Consider the following 928-nt stretch of genomic DNA (forward strand, 5'->3'; position numbering starts at 1 on the left):
CCGCTCGTTTTGATTTCTCAACGAAAATCAGACCACCAAATACTGCGCCTGCTTGATACGCTTTTGCCGCATCATCTGGGTGAGTCAGACCGCAAACCTTATTTTCACCTAGCGTTACTTTACGAACCGCAAGTTCTAAGTTGTCTTCCGCCATCAGCGAGCTGCCAATCAAAAAGCCGTCTGCATATTCTGCTAAGTCACGAACTTGTTGATGAGTGTAAATGCCAGACTCTGAAATAACCGTTGCGTTTGGTGCAAGCTTACGAATGGTTGGCGCAAGCGCTTTAGTTCGGTTTAAATCCGTTGTTAAGTCGCGCAAGTTGCGGTTGTTTATACCGATAACTTTAGCGCCAAGCTGAACTGCGCGGTGAAGCTCTTCTTCGTTGCTGACTTCCGTTAAAATGCCCATGTTTAGGCTGTGCGCAGCTTCTTCTAACGCTTTGTACTCTTCGTCATTCAGTACCGAAAGCATGAGCAATACCGCATCCGCGCCATAATGACGAGCAAGGTAAACTTGGTAGGTATCGACCATGAAGTCCTTACACAACACTGGCTGTTTCACTTGTCGGCGAACTTGAGGCAGAAAATCGAAGCTACCCTGGAAGTATTTTTCATCGGTCAGAACCGAGATCGCGTCTGCGTAGTTGTTGTAAACCGACGCGATGTAGTCCAAATCGAAGTCGTTGCGAATAAGGCCTTTTGATGGCGATGCCTTTTTACATTCTGTAATGAATACGGTTTTATCGCCACTCAATGCATCATAAAAACTGCGATCTGACGGCAATAGATCCGACTGAAAAGTGCTCAGATGCTGTGATGCTTTTCGCTCTGCTACCCATTGGTATTTATCGCGAACAATTTTGGCAAGCACTTCCGCCATTTCTGCTTCTTTTTTTGAGACGTGCTCTGATAAGTTGTTTGCTTGCTG

Annotated in this window: 1 protein-coding gene; it reads right to left on the minus strand. The window is 46.0% G+C overall.

Translation table 11 applies throughout. The features are described 5' to 3' along the window. Positions 1-928 (minus strand): bifunctional indole-3-glycerol-phosphate synthase TrpC/phosphoribosylanthranilate isomerase TrpF (gene trpCF, locus R7Z50_RS25445; protein WP_318149469.1); only part of this gene is annotated, 928 nt, incomplete at both ends.

The sequence above is a fragment of the Vibrio sp. 1249-1 genome, from assembly GCF_033340495.1.